The following is a 13326-nucleotide window of genomic DNA, read 5'->3' as shown; positions in this document are numbered from 1 at the left end:
ATGACCAGCCGCTTACGCGACCGGGCCTCCGAAGATCTCGATGGGCTTGCTGTCGGCCGAGATGGTCACGAGCGCGCGCTTGGTGTCCTTGCGCTTGCCGTAACCGAAGCGGGTCCGCTTGCGCTTGCCCTGACGGTTGGCGGTGTTGACGCTGGTGACCTTGACGCCGAAAACCTTCTCGACGGCGATCTTGATCTGCGTCTTGTTCGAATCCGGGTGCACCAGGAAGGTGTAGGTGCCTTCCTCGATCAGTCCGTAGGACTTCTCCGAGATGACCGGTGCGAGCAGGATGTCGCGGGGGTCGGCGATGGTGCTCACTTGCTCTCCTCCTGGGCCGCCTCGGCGGGACCGTGAACGAACGCGTTCAGGGCCTCGACGCTGAACACCAGTTCGTCGCTGTTGAGGACGTCGTAGGTGTTGAGCTGATCCGGGGCGATCGGCAGCACGTTCTGCAGGTTCGCCACGCTCTTCCACGCGGCGACGTCCTCGCGACCGACGACGACCAGGAACTTCTTGCGGTCCGACAGCTCGGACAGGAAGCTCTTGGCGGCCTTGGTCGACGGGGTCTGACCCGCGACCAGCTCGGTGATCACGTGGATGCGCTCGTTGCGGGCCCGGTCGGACAGGGCGCCACGCAGGGCGGCGGCCTTCATCTTCTTGGGGGTCCGCTGGCTGTAGTCACGCGGCTGCGGGCCGTGGACGGTGCCACCGCCGGCGAACTGCGGCGCACGGGTCGAGCCCTGGCGGGCGCGGCCGGTGCCCTTCTGGCGGTACGGCTTCTTGCCACCACCGGAGACCTGACCACGAGTCTTCGTGGCGTGGGTGCCCTGGCGAGCGGCGGCCAGCTGCGCGATGACGACCTGGTGCATCAGCGCGACGTTGGCGGTCACGTCGAAGATCTCCGCGGGGAGTTCGACGGTGCCTTCGGTCTTGCCGCCTGCGGCCTTCACGGTCAGCGTCAGGTTGGCCTTCTTGTCGAGGCTGGTCATGCGTGCGCACCACCCTTCACGGCGCTCTTGACGATCACGACGTTGCCCTTGCGGCCCGGGATGGCACCCTTGACCAGGAGCAGGCCGTTCTCGGCGTCGACCTTGTGAACCGAGAGGTTCTGCGTGGTGACGCGGTCGTTACCCATACGGCCCGACATGCGCATGCCCTTGAACACGCGGCCGGGAGTGGCGCAGCCACCGATCGAGCCCGGACGACGGTGCACAGCCTGCGCACCGTGCGAGGCGCCCTGGCCCTTGAAGCCGTGACGCTTCATGGTGCCGGCGAAGCCCTTGCCCTTGCTGATGCCGGTCACGTCGACGTAGGTGCCCTCTTCGAAGACGTCGGCGGAGAGCTCCTGGCCGACCTCGAAGGTGGAGGCATCCGCGACGCGGATCTCGGTGACGTGGCGGCGCGGGGTGACACCGGCCTTGGCGAACTGGCCGGAAGTCGGCTTGTTCACCTTGCGCGGGTCGATGGCGCCGAAAGCGATCTGCACGGCCGAGTAGCCGTCGCGCTCCACGGTGCGGATCTGGGTGACCACGTTCGGGCCCGCCTTGATGACGGTGACCGGGACGACGCGGTTCTTCTCGTCGAAGACCTGGGTCATGCCGAGCTTGGTGCCCAGGATGCCGGCTGCGGGCCGGTTCTTGTTGTCAGTCATATCTCGAGTCCCCGTCACTGAATGTTGACGTCGACGCTGGCCGGCAGGTCGATGCGCATGAGCGCGTCGACCGTCTTCGGCGTCGGGTCGAGGATGTCGATGAGGCGCTTGTGCGTACGCATCTCGAAGTGTTCGCGCGAGTCCTTGTACTTGTGCGGCGAACGGATGACGCAGTACACGTTCTTCTCGGTGGGCAACGGCACAGGCCCGACCACACGGGCGCCAGTGCGGGTCACCGTCTCCACGATCTTGCGCGCAGACGCGTCGATCGCCTCGTGGTCATAGGCCTTGAGCCTGATGCGGATCTTTTGTCCCGCCACGCTAAGTGTCCTTTTCTCCGCTTTCCTTCGTGGTCACAGGAGCTGGCTCCTGCACCACCCTCATTTGCACAGCCCGAACACACGAAGACGTCTCAGTTTGGAGACCGCAACCGGGCACCGCCCAGTCCTCGCCGCTGTTCATCTGTCATGGTTCTCCGGCCCACGCGGTCGGGCGTGTCGCCTTTTCGCTCATTCTTCAGCCCCGGTCACTTGCTCACCCTTGGCCTGGAACGTGGTTCCGGACGTATCCACACCGGCAAACCGGCGGGACACAAACTACTGCTCGCCCGACTCGACCCGTCTCCTCCGGAGAAAAGACATGATCCTGTGCAAGGCAACCCGAACAGTATGCACCATGCCGTCGACGGTCTTCAAATCGGGGGTCATGAGGTATCGATCACGCCCCGCGGGGGCGTCTACCTGGACCGCACCGCCGATCGAGCTGTGCCGACCCATGGTAGCTGGCGTGCTGCCGGAGCTCGCCCGCGGCGGGTTCCGCGCTACCTTACTTTTGAGTAAGATACGGACATGGCACAGGAAACCGCGACGTACCGCGGCTGGAAGAAACTGCCCGACAACCGGCTCGGGCACACACTGTTCTCGCTCGGCATGGTCGCCCGGGTCCCCTACTTCGGCACCGTGCTGCCGCAGGTGGTGCGGCTCGAACCCGGCATCTGCGAGGTGACCTCGCCCAAGTGGTTCGGCATCCACAACCATCTGGGCACCTTCCACGCGATCGCGGCCTGCAACCTGGCCGAGGTGGCGATGGGCATGCTCAGCGAGGCCACCGTCCCCACCACCCACCGCTGGATCCCCAAGGCGATGAACGTGCAGTACCTGGCCAAGGCCGAATCCGGGCTGCGCGCGGTGGCCCGGCTGGCCGAGGTCCCCGACTTCGCCGCGATCACCGAGGGCACCGAACTGACCGTGCCCGTCTCGATCTACGACAAGGACGGCGTCGAGGTCGTGCACGCCGACATCACCACCTGGGTCACGCCGCGCTGACCTGAACTTGCGGCCCCGAAAAGCGTTGGATCGGTACGGTTGTGGCGAGACGACAACAGACGGGGAGTTCGATGTTGGAAGTCGCGCAGCTGGTCCGGCGCTTCGGCGCGAACGTCGCGGTCGACGACGTGTCGTTCGCCGTGCCACCGGGGGAACTCACCGGTTTCGTCGGTGGCAACGGGGCAGGCAAGACCACCACCATGCGGATGATCATGGGCGTGCTGGCCGTGCACGGGGGCGAGGTCCGATGGAACGGCAGGCCCGCGACCGCCGCGGACCGGCGTTCCTTCGGGTACATGCCCGAGGAGCGCGGGCTCTATCCCAAGCAGCCGGTGCTCGATCAGCTCGTCTATCTGGCCCGGCTGCGCGGGCTGGGCGCGGGCGAGGCCAAGGCGCGGGCCGCGCAGCTGCTGGAGCGGTTCGGGCTGGGCGAGCGGGCCAAGGACAAGCTCGAGTCGCTGTCGCTGGGTAATCAGCAGCGCGTGCAGATCGCGGCGGCGGTGATCGCGCAGCCCAGCGCGCTGATCCTGGACGAGCCGTTCTCCGGGCTCGATCCCGTCGCGGTGGATTCGATGGCCGAGCTGCTGCGTGAATACGCCGCGCTGGGGGTGCCGGTGCTGTTCTCCTCGCATCAGCTGGATCTGGTGGAGCGGCTGTGCGATCAGCTGGTGATCCTGGCCGGCGGACGGGTCGTCGGGCAGGGCACGGTGGCGTCGCTGCGGGCCGGGAGCACGGTGCGGTACCGGCTGGTGGTCGACGGTGATCCGGCGTGGTTGCGGGACTTCGCCGGGGTGCGGGTGCTGGAGACCAACGGGTCGGCGGCGGTGCTCGAGCTCGACGGCGTCGACGCCGACGCGGTGCTCACCGCGGCGCTGGCACGGGGATCGGTCCGCGAGTTCGCTGAACTGCGGCCGACGGTCGCCGAGATCTACCGGGAGGTGACGGCGTGAACGCCGCGTCACGTGGAGTGTGGCGGATCGTTGCCGCCAGGGAGATCGTGGTGAAGCTGCGCGATCGGAACTTCCTCATCTCGACCGCGATCACCATCGTGGCCATCGTCGCCTCGCTGGCGATCAGCGGGTTCGTCAGCAGCAGGCCCGACCAGGTCGAGATCGCGATCACCGGGCCGGACACCGCCGCGGTGGTGCAGACGGCGGGCGGGCTGGCGCGGGCGGCCGACAGTGATGTCACGTTCGTCGCGCGGCCGGTGGCGGATCGGGCCGCGGTCGAACAGCAGGTGCGCGACGACGCGGTCGAGGTCGGGCTGGTGCCGGTGCCGGGCGGCTGGGCGCTGATCGGCAAGACCGCCGAGAACGACAACGCCTCGACCTATGTCACCGCGGCGGCGGCGCAACTGGCCGTACAGCGCAACGCCGCCGCCGCGGGGGTGTCGCTCGAAGAGCTGGGCCGCGGCGGCGGGGTCACCTACGACCTGCTGGAACGCGGCGGAGTCGACCCGGGGCTGGCCAAGATCGTGGCGTTCGTGTTCGCGTTCCTGTTCTATGTGGCCTCGGTGCTGTTCGGGATGTCGATCGCGCAGAGCGTGGTCGAGGAGAAGCAGAACCGGATCGTGGAGATCCTGGCCAGCGCGATGCCGCTGCGGCAGTTGCTGATCGGCAAGGTGCTCGGCAACGCGGTGCTGGCGTTCGCGCAGCTCGCGCTGTTCGTGGGCTCGGGGCTGCTCGGGCTGGCCGCCATCGGGCAGGGCGATCAGCTGGCCCGGATCGCCGGTGCGGCGGGCTGGTTCATCGTGTTCTTCCTGGTCGGCTTCCTCGCCCTGGCCAGCCTGTGGGCGGTGGCGGGCGCGCTGGCCACCCGCAGCGAGGACCTGCAATCCACCGCCACTCCCCTGTCGATGCTCATCATGATCGTGCTGTTCGCCGGCATCTTCCTCTCCGGCACCGCCCGCGTGATCGCCTCCTACGTCCCGATCATGTCCATCGTCGCCATGCCGGGCCGCCTCGCCGAAGGCACCGCCGCCTGGTGGGAACCCATCGTCTCCCTGGCCCTGATGGCCGTGGCCACCTACGCCATCGTCATCGTCGCCGAGAAGATCTACCGCCGCTCCCTCATGCAAACCCAGGGCCGCCTCACCATCCGCCAAGCCCTGGCCCTGGAGGACTGACCGACGTGAGCCCCGCCGCACCGTGCTTGCGCCCGATTCGGGCAGCGGTTTGAATGCGGGCGTGAGTGTTGTGCGGGAGTTCGATGTGTGCGTGGTGGGGTTGGGGCCGGCCGGGCGGGGGTTGGCGCATCGCGCCGCGGTGGCGGGGTTGCGGGTGGCGGCGGTGGATCCGCGGCCAGAACGGCTGTTTCCGCCGACGTTCTCCTGCTGGGTCGACGAGCTGCCGGGGTGGTTGCCGGAGAGTGTGATCGCGCAGCGGATCGCGGCGCCGACGGTGTGGACCAAGACCGAGCACCGGATCGAGCGGCCCTACTGTGTGCTGTCCAAGGCGGGGTTGCACGCGGCGCTGGCGCTCGACGACGCGACGGTGTTCGCGCAGCGGGCGCGACGGGTCGACCGGCACGAGGTGGAACTCGCGAACGGGCGGGTGATCTCGGCCGCGACGGTGTTCGACACCAGGGGCCTGCCCGTGCTCGGCAAGCGCAGGGCCGCCTCGGCGCACGGCATCTTCGTCGACGCGGAGACCGCGGCGCCGATGGTCGCCGACGGCGAGGGCCTGCTGCTGGACTGGCGCCCGGAGAACGGCGCTGGCCCGGACGAGCCGCCGTCGTTCCTCTACGCGGTCCCGCTCGGTGACGGCACGGTGATCTTCGAGGAGACCAGCCTCGGCCTACGCGGCGGCATGCCCCAGCACGAGCTACGCAAGCGGACACTGAGCAGGCTCGCGGCGCACGGAATCCGGCTCGCCGGGGACGAACCGCACGAGGCCGCCCACTATCCGCTGGATCAGCCGCCGCCGAAGAAGGGCACCGCCGTCGCCGTGCCGTTCGGGTCGCGCGGCGGGATGATGCACCCGTGCACCGGCTATTCGGTGGCCGACTCGCTCGCCCTGATCGACACCGCCGTCGCGGCCGTCCAGGAGGGCCGGGACCCGATCGAGGCACTGTGGCCGTGGCAGGCGCGGGCGGTGTACTGGATGCGGATGCGCGGGCTGTGGGGCCTGGGCAGGCTCACCACCGACCAGTCGATCGCCATGTTCGAGGCGTTCTTCACCGAGTCGCCGCGCGGACAGCGGGCGCTGCTGTCGGCGCACGCCGACTACACCGCGCTCGGCGCCGTCCTGTTCAACACCGTCGCCCACACCTGGCCGTTCCGCTGGCGCTACGACCTGGTCGGCTGGACCAACCGCGATCGGTGGGTCGACTACCCGTTCGCACCGGCCGAGGCGCCGACGCACTGAGACGACGATCGCCCCGGAGTCACACGGACTCCGGGGCGACCGCCGTAACTCACGACGACTGCGCGGCGCGCTTGTAGCCGGCGATCGCCGGGTAGGCGAACACCGCGATCATCCCGATCGTCCAGGCCAGCGTCTTCAGCAGCGGCTCGGCGACCGGTCCGCCGTAGGACAGGCCGATCATCGCGTTGATCGCGCAGCTCATCGGCTGGTTCTCCACGATGGTCTGCAACCAGGTCGGATAGGCGAAGATCGGCACGAAGCCGGTGTTGAAGAACATCAGCAGCGTGTTGACGATGCTGATCAGGCTGATCAGCATGACGCCCTCGGTGACGGTGGCCAGCGCGGTCACCATCACCGCGAAGCCGAGGCCGAACAGCACCGGCACGCAGACCAGCGCGATATTGGTGAGCGGGTCCTCCATGAACAGGAACCCGAGCGGCACCGCCACCAGGAGCACGATCACGGTGGTGATCAGGATGCGCACCGCCTCGGCCAGCAACCGGCCGGTCAGCAGCGAGGCCTTGTTCAGCGGCATCGTGTAGAACCGGCTGAGCAGTCCGGCCGCTTTCTCCCGCTTGAAGCCGAGCGCGCTCACCACCGCGCCGGTCATGGCCGCCACCAGGGTGAGCAGCGCGGCCTGGCCGTAGATCGCGGGCATGCCGCCGTAGGCGGTGATGTAGTCGCCGAGCACGATGCGGAACATCAGCAGCGTGACGGCCGGGTAGACGATGGTCTGGATCGTGGTCGCCGGGTCGCGCAGCCACACCATCAGCAGGCGCTTGCACTGCAGGAGGCTGTGGGACGCCCACATCGACACCGCGCCTTCCGGCTTGGCGTGCACCACCGGCAGCAGCGCCGCGGTCTCCTCGACCGGCATGGAGTGCCGATCGGGCGTTGTCGTGGTCATGATCGCCTCACACTCGCCCACACAGCCAGTGGGAGGAAGAAGATGGTCAGCCCGGCCAGCCACACCAGCGACACCCAGGTCCCGGCCCAGCTCAGATGGCCAGCGGCCATGTCGCTGAGGGTCTGGGCGGCCTGGGAGATCGGCTGATTACGGGCGAAGCCCCGCGCCCAGCTCGGGAAGGCCTGCTCGGGCACGAACCCGGTGGAGAGCATGCCGAAGATCAGAATCGGCAGGGTCAGCGCCTGGCTCAGCGACTCGGGGTTCTTGGTGAGGCTGCCGAGCGCGTCGGCGCCCAGCGTCAGCACCAGCCCGACCGCCAGCGCGAAGCCGCAGAAGGCCAGCGCCTGCAGCCAGCCGCCGGAGAACCGGAAGCCGATCAGGTACCCGTAGCCGATGGTGGCGATCAGCGAGATCACCGAACGCACCAGCCCGGCGCTGATCCGCGAGACCAGCGGCACCAGCGAGCCGATCGGCATGGTCTGCAGCCGCGAACTCAGGCCGGTGAGCGCCTCGAACGCGGCCAGCTGGGCGTTGGACATCATCGTCATCGCCATCGTCTGGAGCACGATGATCGGCATGACGTACTGCGCGTAGTCGATGCCCTGCACCTTCATCACGTAGCGCAGCGGCAGATAGAAGGCCACGGTGATCACCAGCGGGAACAGCACCGCGACGATCAGCTCGCCCTTGGTGACCATGGTCCACACGACGCGGCCGGTCAGCGCGCGCCACTGCGCGAAGCTGCTCGGCCGGGCCTGGGGTAGGTCGTCGAACAGGGTCGTTTGCGCGACCGTGGGAGCACTCACTAGTGGCCGCCCGAATGACCGGTGATCGACAGGAACACGTCGTCGAGCGAGGGCCTGCGCAGCGCGATGTCGGCCAGGTCGATGCCGGCGCTGTCGAGTCTGCGCAGCGCCTCGGCGAGGGTGGCGGCGCCGTCGGGCGCGGGCACCGAGAGCTTGTCCGCGCCGGCGATGTCGGCGGCGACGGCGGCGGGGACCAGGTCGCCGAGCGCCTCGACGGTCGCGGCCAGGCGGCTCGGGTCCAGCGGGACGATCTCGCAGAAGCTGCCGCCGGTCTTGGCCTTGAGCTGGTCGGCGGTGCCCTCGGCGATGACCGTGCCCTTGTCGATGACGATGATGTTGTCGCTGAGGACGTCGGCCTCTTCGAGGTACTGCGTGGTGAGCAGCACCGTGATGCCCTGGTTCTTGAGCGCCGTCACCAGGTCCCACACGCCCTGGCGGCTGCGCGGGTCGAGGCCGGTGGTCGGCTCGTCGAGGAACACCACCTCGGGACGCACCACCAGCCCGCAGGCGATGTCGACGCGCCTGCGCATGCCGCCGGAGTAGTTGCGCACGGCCCGCTTACCGGCGCTGACCAGGTCGAATTCCTCGAGCAGCACTTCGGCGCGCTTGCGGGCGGCCGACTTGGTCAGGCCCATCAGCCGGCCGAACAGTTCCAGGTTCTCGCGGCCGGTCAGGTTCTCGTCGAGCGCGGCGTACTGGCCGGTCATCATGATCGCCCTGCGCACGCCCGCCGCGTCGGTGCGCACGTCGTGCCCGGCCACGATCGCGGTGCCGGAGTCGGGGCGCAGCAGCGTCGACAGGATCTTGACCGTGGTGGTCTTGCCCGCGCCGTTGGGGCCGAGGATGCCGAGCACGCTGGCCTTCTCGGCCTGGAAACTGATGCCTTGCAGGGCGTGCACGTCACCGAAGGACTTGCGCACGTCGGACACCAGCACCGCGGGCTCGCCGCCACGCGCGGCGACATCGCCCGCGGGCGCATCCACTGAGATCGAACTCGGCATCAACTCTCCACCATCGGCCGGTGCGGCGCCCACACGGACGAGCGCACACGGAATTTTCTTCTCGGTAAGTGATCCATACCGTTCGGCGCGATGTTACCGGTCCGGCCCTTTTCCGGCTCCGGTCTGCGCGGACCGGGCGAGCGGTTTCCCGCAACCCTGTGGTTTTGCTCACGAGGGCAGTGGAAGGGCAGTGCGATGACCTTGTCGGCGTCGCGGCGCGCCCATACTCTGGCCCTCGGGGAAACACTCGTCTCACCGGCCCGTACCCGGGCGTGTTCGAATTCGGGAGAGGTGACGATGGCCGAGTCAGCAGCGGCGAGCGCCGTGCCGACCGGGCGATCCGACGTGCTGACGTCGTTCGACCCGCGCACCGGCGAGCAGCTCGCGCAGTATCCGGTGCACGGGCCCGCGGAGGTCACGCGCGCGGTCCGTACCGCCAGGGCCACCCAGAACTGGTGGGGCGAACTGGGATTCGGTGACCGCAAGCGCCTGCTGCTGCAGTGGCGCGGTCATATCGCCAGGCACACCGGCGATCTGGTCGAGGTGCTGCGCAACGAGACCGGCAAACCCGAGGCAGACGCCACGCTGGAGGTGATGCTGGCGGTGGAGAACCTGGACTGGGCCGCCCGCAATGCCGAAGCGACACTGGGCCGTCGACGGCTGCCGACCGGCTGGTTCACCCGCAACCAGCACGCCTCGGTGGGCTATCTGCCGCTGGGCGTGGTGGGGGTGCTCGGCGCCTGGAACAACCCTGTCTTCACGCCGATGGGGTCGATCGCCTACGCCATGGCCGCGGGCAACGCGGTGGTCTTCACCCCGCACGAGCTGACCACCGGTGTCGGCACCTGGCTCGCCGAGAGCTGGGCCGCGATCGCGCCCGACCAGCCGGTGCTGCAAGCCGTCACCGGCGACACCCGCACGGCGACCGCGCTGTGCAAGTCCAAGGTCGACAAGATCGCCTACGCGGGCCCGGAGGCGGGCGGGCGCGAGGTGATCGCGCTGTGCGCGCAGACGCTGACACCCGTGGTGGTCGAGCACACCGGCAAGGGCAGCATGATCGTCCACGTCGACGCCGATCTCGACGCGGCGGCCGAGGCCGCGGTCTTCGGCGCGATGGCGAATTCGGGGCAGAACGCCTCGGGCATCCAGCGCTGTTATGTGGCCGACTCGGTGTTCGACGACTTCCTGGCCAGGGCGGCCGACCGCGCCGCGCGACTACGTCCCGGCGCCGACAATCGCGCCGCCTACGGCCCGATGATCAACGCCGCCCAGGTCGACGGGGCCCGCAGGCAGGTGCGCGACGCGGTCGCCCGCGGCGGGTACGCGGTCCTAGGCGGGCTCGATTCCTTCCGCGACCCGTATGTGGAGCCGATCGTGCTGGCCGAGGTGCCGGAGGAGAGCATCGCCATCACCGGCGAGGGCATCGGCCCGATCCTGGTGGTGAACCGGGTCGCCGATCTGGCCGACGCGGTGACCAGGGTGAACGCGGCGGGCAACGGCATCGCGGTGACCGTGTTCACCCGCGACATCCCCAGCGCCGAGCTGGTCGCCGACCAGCTCCGGGTGGGCGTGGTGACGGTCAATTCGTCGACCGCGTTCACCGGCATCCCGGCCCTGCCGTTCGGCGGGGTCGGCGAGTACGGGCAGGGCCACAGTCACGGCCAGCAGGGTCTGCGCGAGTTCAGCCGCACGATGTCGATCGCGCGACGCCGCTACCGGGCGCCGGTGCGGCTGTCGACCTTCGACCGGCAGCCCGGTCATCTCACCACCGCCAAGGCCCTGTTCCGGCTGCGGCACGGTCGCGGCTGAGGCGGCTCAGTCCCGGTCCGGCTGCCCGCCGAGCAACACGGCCCCGGTCAGGGCCGCGAGACGGGCGAGCTGCTCGGGGCGGGAGTCGAAGCGCAGCAGCCGGCCCACGTCGATGATCTGGCCGATCGCGGCGTGCACGCGGAAGCGGGCCTCGATCGGATCACCGTCGAGCAGGTTGGCCCATTCGAGCACGTTCTGGCGCTGGATCGCGCGCAGCCGGTGCTGTTCGGCCTGCGGGAGGTTGCTGAACTCGGCGTAGTAGACCGGCATGATCTCCGGCGTCGCGAAGGTGAGCCGGGCGTAACGGTCGGCGATGCGGCGGGCGGCGTCGCCACGGCTCTCGGACTCGGCCAGCGCCTCGCCGATCGCGACGGCCAGCCGGTCGCCGGTGCGGTGGAAGGCGGCGGCGAGCAGGTCGGCCTTGCTGTCGAAGTGGCGGTAGACGCTGGAGGCGTTGATGCCGACGGCGGCGCCGATCTCCTCGATGCCGGACTCGTGATAGCCGTTGCGGCCGAAGATCCGGATCGCCTCGGTGAGCAGCTGTTCACGTTTCGAGGTCACCGGCAGGCCGCGGTTCTGTTTGCCCGGCTCGGCGTCGGCGGGCGCGGGCGGCAGCTCGGCGCGCACGATGGACCAGGCCATATCGAGTTGCAGGGCCAGGATCCGCGCGTGCGAGAGAGTGGTGCGGTGCGCGGCGATACTGGCCAGCGAGCTCAGCGCGCCGACCGCGAGCAGGGTGACGTCCTCGGGGCTCGCCTCGGGCCGCAGGTCGGCGATCGGCGCGGCCACCATGGCCTCGAGTTCGCGGTAGAACGCCCGGATGCGGACCCGGTCCTCGCGCTCGAGGTAGCGGCGTTCCCAGCGGTACAGCCCCGCCTCGCGGCGGAAGTCGATGTTCTGTTCGGCGACGGCGGTGAGCAGCGCGTCGAGCCTGGCCTCGGGCGGCAGCGCCGGGTCGTCGGCGGCCGCGGCACCGTCGCGCAGGCCGCGCGCGCCCGCCTCGGCGGCGGCGACGAGCAGGGCGTATTTGTTGGCGAAGTGGCGGTACAGGGCGGGTCCGGAGATGCCGACCTCGGCGGCGATCTCGTCGACCCCCACCGGGTAGTACCCGCGGGCGCTGAAGGCACGGGCGGCCGCGCGCAGGATCTGCATCTTGCGATCCTTGGGCCTGCGGCGCACGACCCGCGCCGGAGTGCTGGTCGGCTCGCAGGCGCGTTCGGCCTCACTGCGATCGGCGACCATGCACTCACTTTCCGTTCCGCGAATCCGGGTTGTCACGACTGGCGGCGCGGCCACTGGGCAGCGCCGCACCAGTCAACCTAAGTTAACCACAATTCGCAAACGGCGAGAGTAAGTCCGGCAAACGAAAACCGCCCCGGTCGGCCGGGGCGGTTTCGGGGTGCGCGGTGCCCGCTACAGGCCCAGGCCGCGGGCCAGGGTCGGCCAGGACAGCTTCAGCTCGTCCTTCCAGTAGCCCCACGAGTGGGTGCCGTTGGGACGGAAGTTGAAGGTGGCCGGGATACCCAGCTCGTTGAGCCGGTTGGCCAGGTTGTGCGTGCAGTAGTTGGTGCCCGCCTCGATGACGCCACCGATCACGATCTGGTTCGCCAGGCCGTAGGCGCCGGGCAGCGCGTACGGACCGTCGAGGGTGTCGTACGGGCCGGGCAGGCCGTTGCCGGTGGAGATGTAGAGATCCAGCCCGCGCAGCCCCTCGGCGTGCACGTACGGATCGTTGGCGACCCACTCCGCGGAACCCTGCGGGCCCCACATGTTCATGGTGTCGCCGCCGCCCCAGGTCTCGACCGTGAGCTTGACGAACTCCGAGCCGACCGGGTCGGAGGTCTGCGCGCAGCCGGAGTAGGCCGCGACCGCCTTGTACAGGCCGGGCTTGGCGATCGGCAGCGCCAGCACGGTGGTGCCCGAGGTGGACAGACCCGCGATCGCGTTCACGCCGTTGGTGCCCAGCGCGCCGTCGACCAGCGGGGGCAGCTCCTCGGTGAAGAAGGTCTTCCACTTGTTGCGGCCGACCACCGGGTCGTCGGCGATCCAGTCGGTGTAGTAGCTCCAGGCGCCACCGATCGGCTGGATGACGTTGACGTTCTTGTCGCCGAGGAACTCCAGCGCGTCGGTCTTGGCGACCCAGGACGCGGAGTCCTCGCCGCCGCCCGCGCCGTTGAGCAGGTACAGGGTGGGGCGCGGCACCGAGGCGTCGGCGGGACGCTGCACGTCGACGATGATGTTCTCGTCCATGGCCGCCGAGTACACGTGCAGCCGCAGGCTGCGCGAGTCCTTCACCTCGGCCTTGACGATCTTGGAGCCGTCCTCGGAAACGGGGTTGGCGAGCAGGCTCTTGGAATCGATGATCGGATCAGCCGAGGCCGGGCTCGCGCCGAGGCCGGACAGCAGTCCGGCGGCTACCGCGGTCGCCGCGATCATCGCCGCGGCGCGGGAGCCACGACGCC

The 13326-nt window shown here is 69.3% G+C and carries 14 protein-coding genes; 5 read left to right on the top strand and 9 right to left on the bottom strand.

Going from position 1 to position 13326, the window contains the following annotated elements:
• Nucleotides 1-12: 12 nt before the first annotated feature.
• From rplW to rpsJ, 4 genes are read right to left on the bottom strand one after another with little or no spacing between them, the layout of a single operon-like run.
• Nucleotides 13-318 (bottom strand): 50S ribosomal protein L23, encoded by a 306-nt coding sequence (gene rplW / locus EL493_RS07645; RefSeq protein ID WP_019045018.1) that lies wholly within the window; start codon nt 316-318, stop codon nt 13-15.
• Complete coding sequence (gene rplD, locus EL493_RS07640; protein WP_019045017.1) at nt 315-989, bottom strand: 50S ribosomal protein L4; 675 nt, start codon at nt 987-989, stop codon at nt 315-317. Before rplD ends, rplW begins: the two co-directional genes overlap by 4 nt.
• Complete coding sequence (rplC, locus tag EL493_RS07635) at nt 986-1651, bottom strand: 50S ribosomal protein L3 (RefSeq protein WP_019045016.1); 666 nt, start codon at nt 1649-1651, stop codon at nt 986-988. Before rplC ends, rplD begins: the two co-directional genes overlap by 4 nt.
• A 14-nt stretch (nt 1652-1665) precedes the next feature.
• The gene (gene rpsJ / locus EL493_RS07630) at nt 1666-1971 is read right to left on the bottom strand and encodes a 30S ribosomal protein S10 (RefSeq protein WP_003938093.1); all 306 of its coding nucleotides are present in this window, start codon (nt 1969-1971) and stop codon (nt 1666-1668) included.
• A gap of 528 nt (nt 1972-2499) precedes the next feature.
• Here rpsJ and EL493_RS07625 point away from each other — a divergent pair.
• The 4 genes from EL493_RS07625 (at nt 2500) to EL493_RS07610 (ending at nt 6341) form a co-directional block, all read left to right on the top strand.
• Nucleotides 2500-2976: a hotdog fold domain-containing protein gene (locus EL493_RS07625; RefSeq protein ID WP_019045014.1), complete on the top strand. Its 477-nt coding sequence runs from the start codon at nt 2500-2502 to the stop codon at nt 2974-2976.
• 71 nt (nt 2977-3047) lie between these two features.
• On the top strand, nt 3048-3926 hold the full coding sequence (locus tag EL493_RS07620) for an ABC transporter ATP-binding protein (RefSeq protein ID WP_022565774.1): 879 nt from the start codon (nt 3048-3050) through the stop codon (nt 3924-3926).
• Nucleotides 3923-5101, top strand: a complete 1179-nt coding sequence (locus EL493_RS07615; protein ID WP_022565775.1) for an ABC transporter permease — start codon at nt 3923-3925, stop codon at nt 5099-5101. Before EL493_RS07620 ends, EL493_RS07615 begins: the two co-directional genes overlap by 4 nt.
• A 61-nt stretch (nt 5102-5162) precedes the next feature.
• Entirely contained in the window at nt 5163-6341 is a 1179-nt protein-coding gene (locus tag EL493_RS07610) for a lycopene cyclase family protein (protein WP_030200490.1), read from the top strand.
• 49 nt (nt 6342-6390) lie between these two features.
• Here EL493_RS07610 and EL493_RS07605 read toward each other — a convergent pair whose 3' ends face one another.
• From EL493_RS07605 to EL493_RS07595, 3 genes are read right to left on the bottom strand one after another with little or no spacing between them, the layout of a single operon-like run.
• Nucleotides 6391-7248, bottom strand: a complete 858-nt coding sequence (locus tag EL493_RS07605; RefSeq protein WP_022565777.1) for an ABC transporter permease — start codon at nt 7246-7248, stop codon at nt 6391-6393.
• Entirely contained in the window at nt 7245-8054 is an 810-nt protein-coding gene (locus EL493_RS07600) for an ABC transporter permease (protein ID WP_019045009.1), read from the bottom strand. Before EL493_RS07600 ends, EL493_RS07605 begins: the two co-directional genes overlap by 4 nt.
• Nucleotides 8054-9055 (bottom strand): daunorubicin/doxorubicin resistance ABC transporter ATP-binding protein DrrA, encoded by a 1002-nt coding sequence (locus tag EL493_RS07595; protein ID WP_051719380.1) that lies wholly within the window; start codon nt 9053-9055, stop codon nt 8054-8056. Before EL493_RS07595 ends, EL493_RS07600 begins: the two co-directional genes overlap by 1 nt.
• Nucleotides 9056-9352: 297 nt before the next feature.
• On the opposite strand from EL493_RS07595, the gene EL493_RS07590 reads away from it, so the two are divergent.
• Nucleotides 9353-10864, top strand: a complete 1512-nt coding sequence (locus EL493_RS07590) for an aldehyde dehydrogenase family protein (RefSeq protein ID WP_019045007.1) — start codon at nt 9353-9355, stop codon at nt 10862-10864.
• Between the two features lie 6 nt (nt 10865-10870).
• Here the strand turns inward: EL493_RS07590 and EL493_RS07585 are convergent, their stop codons facing one another.
• Complete coding sequence (locus EL493_RS07585) at nt 10871-12106, bottom strand: TetR/AcrR family transcriptional regulator (protein WP_019045006.1); 1236 nt, start codon at nt 12104-12106, stop codon at nt 10871-10873.
• Nucleotides 12107-12277: 171 nt separating this feature from the next.
• The gene (locus tag EL493_RS07580) at nt 12278-13300 is read right to left on the bottom strand and encodes an alpha/beta hydrolase (protein WP_019045005.1); all 1023 of its coding nucleotides are present in this window, start codon (nt 13298-13300) and stop codon (nt 12278-12280) included.
• Between the last annotated feature and the right edge of the window lie 26 nt (nt 13301-13326).

The organism is Nocardia asteroides (assembly GCF_900637185.1).
Lineage (GTDB): Bacteria > Actinomycetota > Actinomycetes > Mycobacteriales > Mycobacteriaceae > Nocardia > Nocardia asteroides.
The sequence above is the reverse complement of the archived record's forward strand: the minus strand, read 5'-3'. Positions and strand labels throughout refer to the sequence as shown.

Excerpts from the sequence above, each read along its gene's own strand:
- rplD (WP_019045017.1), bottom strand. The coding sequence starts at position 989 with ATGACCAGCCTCGACAAGAAGGCCAACCTGACGCTGACCGTGAAGGCC.
- rplC (WP_019045016.1), bottom strand. The coding sequence starts at position 1,651 with ATGACTGACAACAAGAACCGGCCCGCAGCCGGCATCCTGGGCACCAAG.
- EL493_RS07625 (WP_019045014.1), top strand. The coding sequence starts at position 2,500 with ATGGCACAGGAAACCGCGACGTACCGCGGCTGGAAGAAACTGCCCGAC.
- EL493_RS07620 (WP_022565774.1), top strand. The coding sequence starts at position 3,048 with ATGTTGGAAGTCGCGCAGCTGGTCCGGCGCTTCGGCGCGAACGTCGCG.
- EL493_RS07605 (WP_022565777.1), bottom strand. The coding sequence starts at position 7,248 with ATGACCACGACAACGCCCGATCGGCACTCCATGCCGGTCGAGGAGACC.
- EL493_RS07595 (WP_051719380.1), bottom strand. The coding sequence starts at position 9,055 with ATGCCGAGTTCGATCTCAGTGGATGCGCCCGCGGGCGATGTCGCCGCG.
- EL493_RS07590 (WP_019045007.1), top strand. The coding sequence starts at position 9,353 with ATGGCCGAGTCAGCAGCGGCGAGCGCCGTGCCGACCGGGCGATCCGAC.
- EL493_RS07585 (WP_019045006.1), bottom strand. The coding sequence starts at position 12,106 with ATGGTCGCCGATCGCAGTGAGGCCGAACGCGCCTGCGAGCCGACCAGC.
- EL493_RS07580 (WP_019045005.1), bottom strand. The coding sequence starts at position 13,300 with ATGATCGCGGCGACCGCGGTAGCCGCCGGACTGCTGTCCGGCCTCGGC.